Annotated in this window: 8 protein-coding genes; 3 read left to right on the top strand and 5 right to left on the bottom strand. The window is 62.0% G+C overall.

Annotation, left to right across the window (positions count from 1 at the left end):
• From AC1DT3_RS06610 to AC1DT3_RS06600, 3 genes are all read right to left on the bottom strand, one after another.
• Positions 1 to 763: efflux RND transporter periplasmic adaptor subunit (locus AC1DT3_RS06610; RefSeq protein ID WP_477464456.1), on the bottom strand; the 763-nt coding region annotated here is incomplete at its 3' end.
• Positions 764 to 774: 11 nt separating this feature from the next.
• Positions 775 to 975 (bottom strand): DUF1656 domain-containing protein, encoded by a 201-nt coding sequence (locus AC1DT3_RS06605; RefSeq protein ID WP_477464455.1) that lies wholly within the window; start codon positions 973 to 975, stop codon positions 775 to 777.
• Positions 972 to 3,059, bottom strand: a complete 2,088-nt coding sequence (locus AC1DT3_RS06600) for an FUSC family protein (protein ID WP_477464454.1) — start codon at positions 3,057 to 3,059, stop codon at positions 972 to 974. The genes AC1DT3_RS06605 and AC1DT3_RS06600 overlap by 4 nt, the downstream gene beginning before the upstream one ends.
• Before the next feature lie 233 nt (positions 3,060 to 3,292).
• Here AC1DT3_RS06600 and AC1DT3_RS06595 point away from each other — a divergent pair, with 233 nt between their 5' ends.
• The gene (locus AC1DT3_RS06595) at positions 3,293 to 4,519 is read left to right on the top strand and encodes an MFS transporter (protein WP_477464453.1); all 1,227 of its coding nucleotides are present in this window, start codon (positions 3,293 to 3,295) and stop codon (positions 4,517 to 4,519) included.
• Positions 4,520 to 4,526: 7 nt separating this feature from the next.
• Here the strand turns inward: AC1DT3_RS06595 and AC1DT3_RS06590 are convergent, their stop codons facing one another.
• Together AC1DT3_RS06590 and ku are read right to left on the bottom strand one after the other, a co-directional pair.
• Complete coding sequence (locus tag AC1DT3_RS06590) at positions 4,527 to 5,147, bottom strand: TIGR02466 family protein (RefSeq protein ID WP_477464452.1); 621 nt, start codon at positions 5,145 to 5,147, stop codon at positions 4,527 to 4,529.
• Between the two features lie 56 nt (positions 5,148 to 5,203).
• On the bottom strand, positions 5,204 to 6,130 hold the full coding sequence (gene ku / locus AC1DT3_RS06585) for a non-homologous end joining protein Ku (protein ID WP_477464451.1): 927 nt from the start codon (positions 6,128 to 6,130) through the stop codon (positions 5,204 to 5,206).
• Positions 6,131 to 6,370: 240 nt separating this feature from the next.
• Here ku and AC1DT3_RS06580 point away from each other — a divergent pair, with 240 nt between their 5' ends.
• A complete protein-coding gene (locus AC1DT3_RS06580) occupies positions 6,371 to 7,555 on the top strand; it encodes an adenylate/guanylate cyclase domain-containing protein (protein ID WP_477464457.1) in 1,185 nt (394 codons plus the stop codon).
• Positions 7,556 to 7,696: 141 nt separating this feature from the next.
• Positions 7,697 to 8,677, top strand: coding sequence for an ABC transporter substrate-binding protein (locus AC1DT3_RS06575; RefSeq protein WP_477464450.1), 981 nt, complete (start codon positions 7,697 to 7,699; stop codon positions 8,675 to 8,677).
• Positions 8,678 to 8,692: the final 15 nt, after the last annotated feature.

Below are 8,692 nucleotides of genomic sequence, written 5' to 3'. Positions count from 1 at the left end.
ATCGCACCCAGCTGAAGGTCGGATTGACGTTGGCGATCAGCTCGCCGTTTGAGATCGTCTCGCGATCGACGATAGCCCGCGCGATGCTTTCCACATGCCCGTCGATAGGTTCGCTGAACCCCATCAGACGCACGATGGCCCTGTCGCCTTCGCGGATGTTGCGGATCTTCGTTTCCTCGAAATAGCCGACCACGTAGAACGAGTCGCTGTCGACGATGGCCAGCGACGCTTTGCCGGCGGTAGCATAATCGCCCGGGTTGACCAGGAGATTCGTCACATAACCGTTGACAGGGGAACGAACCTGGGTGCGATCGAGGTTCAGCCTTGCGGTGTTGAGCGCTGCGATGGCCTGATCGTAGGCGGCCTCCGCTGTCGACAATGCCGTCTCCGCCTGCTCGCGCGCCTCGGCCGTGATGGCGGCCGTAGACAACCGATTGCGGCGTTCGAGTTCACGCCGGCGCTGCTCCCGTTCGCGCTCGCGACCTTCGACGTTGGCCTCCGCCTGCGCGAGGGCGAAGCGGTAGCGTTCTGGGTCGATTGTCAACAGCACGTCGCCCTTCTTGACGGCCTGATTGTCCTTGACGCGAACCTCGGCAATCGGCCCGGAGACATCGGCCGCGATCGCCACGATGTTGGCGCGCACGCGGCCGTCCCGGGTCCACGGATTCTCCAGATATGTCCGCCAGGCGAACCAGCCCGCCACAATGGCAAGGGCGACGACGAAGGCGGTGATGACGAAGCGCGCAGTTCGAGAAAGCGTCACGATGGGCGATCCTATCGAAAGGCCACGAGGACGAGAGCCGAGAGAATGAGAACGTAGAGGGCCGTGCCGAACAAGGCGGGATGCCAAACGACCCCATAGAGGCCGGCGAAGCCGAGGATACGGCGCACGACGAACCAGATCGCATAGGCGAAAGCGGCGTAGGCGAGAAGCGGCGGCAGGAAGACGCCGAACAGATCGATTTCCTTGATCATGCCAGCGCCTCCGTGGACAGACGTTGAGGCATGAGCGGCCGCGACACCGCGAAGAACCCGGCATGGCGGTGAAGCGCGCTGCCGATCGCGACGAGAGAAGCCAGTACCTCTTCCACCGGTCGATCGCCCCCGTACTCCAGAACCGCGCCCACGGCATGATCGAGCTCGGGCAGGGTGCCTTCGCGGACTATGCCGGACCGCAGCCTGCCGAAATGGTTTGAAAGGGCGGCGAGAAAGCGCGTGACGGCATCGGCGGCGGGGGGATGGAGGTCGGCGCGCGCCGCTTTCAGAGCAATGACGTTCAATCCGATGCGAAGCCCCGTCAGCTGTGCGCGGATCATGTCGCGCTGTTCAGGGTTCGTCATGTCGATCCGTGAGAACAGCGCGTTGATCCGGTCGAACATGCGGCTCTCGAAGAGCGGACGCGGAATGCGATTCTCGGGTTCGGCGAGACGCTCCAAATCACGCAAGGCGCTTTGGCGGATGCGTCGGATGGTCCATTCGACGCCCAAGGGTCTCAACAGCCGGAACATCAGGATCCCCGAGACGATGCCGGCGAGGAGCGCGAGGGTGGAATTGGCGAAGGTGGCGAAATCGGTTTGAACACCGTTGTTGGTGAGACCGAGGAGAGCCGCGAGATTGAGGCCAAGCGGCGTGACGCGGGTTCCAACGCCCGGCATCGCCAGGAGGATGCCGAAGGGCAGGTAGAACGGCAACAGGACGGCAACAAGCGAACCGAAGCCGTCGATCCAGGGGAGCACGGCGAACAGATAGATCGCCGCCGCAATCGCCGAGAGGGCCGTCATCTTGAGAAAGTTGCCGGCGGCTGCGGCGGGGTCATCGAGCGAAGCCAGGATGCTGCAGATGATGCCGCTGAAGATCACGGCGGAGCTTCCCTGCGACCATCCTGTGGTGAGCCAGAATGCCGACGTGACGAGAACCGCCGTCGTCGAAATCGCGCCCGCGATGATCGCAAGCGTATAATCCCGGTAGCGGGCGGAGGAGGGGGCAGCCTCCGGCAATAGGCCAGTATCTTGCAGGCTCACTGCCGTGCCCGAAAAGAGGTTGTTGCGCAACGCGAGGACGCGGTGCCACGTATCGAGCACGTCGCGAACCCGAAGCAACACGGTGCGAACGAGAATGTTGCGGTGATCAAGGGCCATGGCCTCGAAGGTTGGGAGGCGCCGTTCGATCTCCTGCTTGAGTTCGTTCACCGCGTTGCTGACGGCCGGATCATGGACGAGCGGGTCGTCGCGATCGAGGAGGGCCGCTGTTCGGTTCAGGAGAGGTTGAAGGGTCGGCAGGAGGGCCGTCTCCCGTTCTCGCAACACGCCCATTCGATCGTGAATGGACACCAGCATGGACAACAACGTGACGAACTGTCCTTGCAGATGGCGTGCCACATTGCCGGCAGCGCGCACTTTCGGCGTATCGAAAGTCGAGAACACGCGCAAAGCGTCGAGTGCGATCACGTCCGCGATCATCTTGCGCTGGTCGGCCAGCACCTTGTCGTCCTGGCTTTCTCCGCGCAGCACATCACCGACCCAGCGCGCGACCGCTTTCATCGTCAGGTCCACCGACGTCTGCAACGCGTCGCCCGCCGTACGCGGAAAGACAACTTGGCTCACGATCGTGGCGCAACCGATGCCGATGAGGATCTCGATGCAACGCCCGGAGGCGTAGTCGAAGGCTGTTTCCGGAGCGAGAGCGGCCGGAATGCCGACAATGGCGGCGGTGTAACCGGAAAGCATGGCTCCATAGGCTGCCGGAGCATCGCGCAAAAGGACGGATGTGAATGTCCCGGCCCCGATCCAAAGGGCGAGCAACGTCAGAAAGACTGGGCCGCTCTGGGCGAAGGAAGCGACCAGAAGCAGGGCAATCGTCGCTCCGACCACCGTGCCGACGACGCGAAAAAGGGATTTGGCCACCACCATGCCTGCGATCGGCTGCGAGACGACAAAGGCAGTGAGCATCGCCCAGCTAGGTTGGGTCAAATTGAGCCAAAACGCGATGTAGAGCGCGAGCATCGCCGCGCCGAACGTCTTGATTGAGAAGATCACCTCTCGCCAGCTCGGCTGTTGCATGGAGTTGGTGTTCTTCCCTGAAAGACTCATGAGAGGAACTAGCTTCGCCGATCCCGTGGTCAAGCAACTGCGGCTCGGCCGACAGGTCGATGCAATGTTCTGTCGGCAACCCAGCTTTGCGTGGTTTGTAAAAGACAGTCTGTGCTGTTCGGGGCTATATGGGCACATCGGGGACATGGCCGCGTTCCCACGGGCTGACGCCAAAGCCACGACACGTTCAAGAAAAGACCGCCATGGATACGAAATCGACCGCACTGCCAGCCACGCYCGTTCAAAAAGTGGCCGAGGGTGTCGCCGTTCCGGTTCTCCTGGCCATCAGTTTCTCCCATCTGCTGAACGACCTCATTCAGTCGCTCATTCCTGCGATCTACCCGGTCCTCAAGGACGCGTACCGTCTCGATTTCGGTCAGATCGGTCTGATCACTTTCACATTCCAGCTCACGGCTTCGCTCCTCCAGCCGCTCGTCGGCTATTACACGGACCTCAAGCCGAAGCCGTATTCACTCATCGTCGGCATGGGCTTCACGCTCATCGGTTTGCTGACGCTGTCACAGGCGGGTTCGTTCGCGATGCTCCTGCTGGCGGCGGCGCTTGTCGGCATGGGCTCATCCGTCTTCCACCCCGAATCCTCCCGCGTGGCGCGGATGGCGTCCGGCGGGCAGCATGGGTTGGCCCAGTCGGTCTTCCAGGTCGGCGGCAACACCGGCTCGGCGCTCGGCCCTCTGCTTGCCGCGTTTATCGTCGTGCCGAACGGGCAATCGAGCATTGCCTGGTTTTCCGCCGTGGCGCTCCTCGCCATGGTCGTGTTGTTCAACGTCGGCCGCTGGTATCAGGGCAAAATGATTGCGGCCAAGGCGAAGCCCAAGGGGCCTCCGCTGATCTCGCGGCATTCGCGGGGGACCATCGGATGGTCGATCACGATCCTGATGCTGCTCGTCTTCTCGAAGAACTTCTACCTCGCCAGCATCAGCAGTTACTTCACGTTCTATCTGATCGCGAAGTTCCAGCTTTCAGTGCAGGATGCCCAGCTCCACCTGTTCATTTTCCTCGCGGCCGTCGCTGCGGGAACGATCCTCGGTGGCCCGGTCGGGGACAGGATCGGGCGCAAATATGTGATCTGGATTTCGATCCTCGGCGTGTTGCCGTTCACGTTGGCGCTGCCTTACGCCAACCTGTTCTGGACCGGCGTCCTGAGCGTGATCATCGGACTGGTTCTGGCCTCTGCCTTTTCGGCCATTCTCGTCTATGCGACGGAGCTGGTCCCGGGCAGGGTCGGCATGATCGCCGGGCTGTTCTTCGGCTTGTCCTTCGGCATGGGAGGCCTCGGCGCCGCCGTGTTGGGAGAGGTCGCGGACATGACCAGCATCGACACGGTCTACAAGATCTGCGCGTTCTTGCCGGCGATCGGATTGCTGACGTATTTCCTGCCGCACGAGCACCCGAAAGGGCACGCGGCCTGAGGCGAGGTTACCGCCAGGCGTAATTGAAGCTGACGCTGATGCGCTCGCTCTCGGCCTCGTTCAGAGGCACCTCATGGCGCAGCCAGCTCTCCCAGAGAAGAACCGTGCCTGGCGTCGGCTTGAGATAGGCGAACTGCTTGTTCTCAGGGCGGGCCTTCGGCTTGCGCGGCGGCGCCGCCATCATGAAACCGAGGCGCGGATCTTCCAGCTTGAGGGCGCTCGCGCCATCCGGGATGGTCACGTAGTAGGTGCCGCTGATCACGGAATGCGGATGGATGTGCGACGTGTGGACACCGCCCGGCGGCAGGATGTTGATCCAGAGGCTGTCCATCTCGAGCTTGCGGCCCTTGAGATCGAAATCGAGTTCCTTCGTGAAGGCCGCCACATGCTTGTCGAGACTCTTCAGCAGATCGCCGAAAACCGGGATGCGCCAAGGCAGATCGTTGAGGGAAGCGTATGACGTGTAACCCGGATAGCCGTGTTTCAGGCACCAGCGCTGTCCCGCCTCGTCATCCTCGGCGATGGACAGGCAGGCTGCCTCCAGGTCGGAGTTGAGGCGAAGATCCCTCGCGCCGCTCATCTCGGCGCGATAGACCTTGGTCACGAAAAGGGTGTCGATGCTGGCCATGGCGAGGCTCTAGCCGTTGCAGGGCCGGCCTGTCAAAGATTTCGTCGCGACAGACGTCAACCCGTTCGCTTGACGCCCTTGGCGGCGCCCCGAGGCGTTGCCGGTGAAGCACTGGATTTGGCGGACGACTTCTTCGTCGCCGATGGGACCGTGGCTTTGGCCGCCGCGCGCTGTGCTTTCGCTCCGCCTTTCGACGCGGGTTCGCCCTTCTCGTTGCCAATGCTACGGCGCAGGGCCTCCATCAGGTTGACGACGTTCGTCGGTTTCGGGGCCTCGATCTTCGGCGGTTGCGTGTGGCTGGCCTTGGCCTTGATCAGCTCGAGGAGCGCATTCTGGTAGCGATCCTCGAATTGTGACGGGTCAAACGCTGTCATCTTCCGATCGATGATGTGCTCTGCGAGTTCGAGCATCTCGTCAGGGATCTTGGTGGTGTCGATGTCTTCGAAATACGCGTCGGCGCTCCGAACCTCGTACCCATAGCGCAGGGTCTGCGCGACCATTCCGTTGCCGTGCGGCTCCAGCATGATGATGCGTTCGCGTCGCGACAGCACGACACGTCCCAGGCCGACGACCTCCTTGCGCGTCATGGCTTCGCGGATCACCGCGAACGCCTCCTCGGCGACTTTGTCGTCGGGCACCAGATAATAGGGCGTATCGAAGAAGACCTCGTCGATCTCGGAGCGCGGGACGAAACTCTCGATGTCGATCGTGTGGGTGCTCGCGATCGCGACGCTCTCGATCTCGTCGTCTTCGAGGGTGATGTATTCGCGTTTGGCGACTTCGAATCCGCGCACCTGCTCATCGGTGCTCACGACGTCTCCCGTGCCCTCATCGACCGATTGGCGCCTGAGCCGATTGCCGGTTTCCTTGTTGAGCATGTGAAACGATACTCTGTCCTTCGTCGTGGAGGCCGGCAACAGGGCGACGGCACAGGACACATGAGACAGTTTGAGGTAGCCCCGCCAACTGGATCGTGGCGCCATAGCACAACTCCATCCTCACCCGAATCAGGATCGACGCGACTCAACGGAGCAGGCATCGAGTCGTTCCGGGCCAAGCCTTTCCCATCTCATTTCCTGCCTTGGGGACGACAATTAAAGTGGACAAAACAAGAACAAATGGGTACTTTGTCGTCCCTGCCGCTTGCCGATGAGACTGCTGGAACCCAACTAGGCGTTATGAGTTCATCCCCCTTGCCATTCACCTCCTCCTATCCGGAGCGCATGCTGTCGCTGGCTCGCAGCCTCGACCCGCAAACCCTGTCGCGCGTTCTTGCTCTCCGCGACTGGTTGGTCACGAGTGGCGCGCGCATGGAAGACCCGAACGACCTGTTCGTCGGTTTTCTCGACGGATTGATCGACCTTGGCCTGCCGATAGACCGGGCTGCTTCGGCCATCGAGACCCTGCATTCCGAATATGCCGGCATCGGACGCTTCTGGACCAAAGAGGAGGGCGTGAGTGTCCGTTACCTGCCGCACGGCGATCGGCGTCAGGAAGTCTATGAAGCGAGCCCGTTCGCTTACGTGAGCCGTTCCGGTGAATGGTTGCTCGTCGACTTGCGGGAGACGCCTGACGATCGCTTTCCGATCATCCCGGAATTGAAGGAAGCGGGATATCGCTGGTATCTAACGATCCCGTTCAAGTTCATCAACGGTACGCATAACGCCATTTCCTTCGCGACCCGCTCGGATGGCGGTTTCAGCGAGGAGAACCTGACGGTGATGCGGCTCCTGATTCCGACATTCGGGCTCGTAACGGAGCTGCGCGCGACGAGCGGGCGGCTGGACGATGTGCTGCGCATCTATGTCGGCGACGAACCCCATCGCGAGATCCTTTCGGGCGCCATTCTGCGCGGGCAGGTCACGCGGATCCGCTCGGCGATCCTGTTCGCGGACATGCGTGGCTATACGCGGCTCTCGTCCACCCTCGAGCCCGAAGCCGCGGTGGAGTTGCTGAACAACTATTTCGATTGCTTGGTGCCGCCGATCGAGGAGGAGGGCGGGCAGGTCTTGAAGTATCTCGGGGATGGCCTTCTGGCGATTTTCCGCGATAAAGGCGACGATACGGGTGGCGCCGCGCAAGCAGCGTTGTCGGCCGCGACAAGCGCTCTGAGGCGCGTTCAGATCGCCAATGTCGAAGGGCGGTTTCCGGTGCCTTTGAGCGTCGGCATTGCTCTCCATCACGGCGAGGCGGCCTATGGGAATGTCGGATCGGGCCAGCGCCTCGATTTCACGGTGATCGGCCGGGACGTGAATTTGGCCAACCGCGTTGCGAAGTTGAACAAGACACTGAGCGAGCCGCTGCTGATGTCCAAGCCCTTCGCCGACCATCTCTGGGGCAACCCCTTTCCCCTGGGCGCTTTCGAGGTCGAGGGATTTGCCGAGAAGGTCGAAGTGTTTCGACCTTGAACGGCTGTGGCGCCTGGTCGCTCGGGACCGCGCCGGAACTAAAGTCCGCTGGCAATCGTCTTGAGGGTCTGTCACAGGAGCGTCACGGGCCCTCTTTAGGGCAGGAGCACCGTTTCGGCTATTCGCACAGGGACCATCACGATGAAGCCCATTCTCCTGGCTGCTCTCGCCACCGCTTTCCTGTCCACTGCCGCATCCGCGCAAGACGTGGCCGGCAAGCTCGTTCTCTATACCAGCCAGCCGAACACGGACGCGCAGCAGACCATCGACGCGTTCAAAGCCAAGTTTCCGAAAGTCGACATTTCGTTCGTTCGCGACGGCACACCGCGGATTCTCGCGAAGCTGCGCGCCGAGTTCGAGGCGGGACGGCCGCAGGCCGACATCTTGTTGATCGCCGACAGCGTGACGATGGAAGGCCTCAAGAAAGAGGGGCGCCTGCTGCCCTACGAGAAGGCCGATGTTTCCGCGTATCCGGTCGGAACACACGATCCACAGAAGCAATGGTTCTCGACCAAGCTGATCACGACGGGAATCGTCTACAACACCCGTGCCTCGTTCAAGCCGGCCGCGTGGACGGATCTGCTCTCGCCTGAGACCAAAGGTCAGCTCGTCATGCCGAGTCCCCTCAATTCGGGCGCAGCGCTCATTCATGCGGCCACGGTCACCGGCAACCTCGCAGGCGGGTGGAAGTACTACGAGGGCCTGAAGGAAAACGGCGCGATGGCGGCGGGCGGCAATGGCGATATCCTCAAGAGCGTCGCCGGCGGCGAAAAGCTCTACGGCGTCATCGTCGACTACATGCCGATCCGCGAAAAAGCCAAGGGAGCCCCCGTCGCTTTCGTGTTTCCGAAGGAAGGCGTCTCTGCCGTCACCGAGCCGGTGGCCATCCTGAAAGACACCGGCAATCCCGAAGCCGCCAAGGCCTTCATCGATTTCGTTCTGTCCAAGGACGGGCAGGAACTCGCCCTGAAACAGGGCTACATCGCCGCCCATCCCGCCGTCGCCCTGCCGCCGGGCTACCCCGCGCGCGAGGCGATCAAGGTGATGCCGTTCGACGCGGCCAAGGCGCTCGCGGACGAGACCAAGAACAAGTCGACCTTTGCGGATATTTTCGGGCAGTGACGTCGTCGGGTCGCG

It is taken from the genome of Microvirga sp. P4_G7, assembly GCF_056401005.1.
The sequence above is the reverse complement of the archived record's forward strand: the minus strand, read 5'-3'. Positions and strand labels throughout refer to the sequence as shown.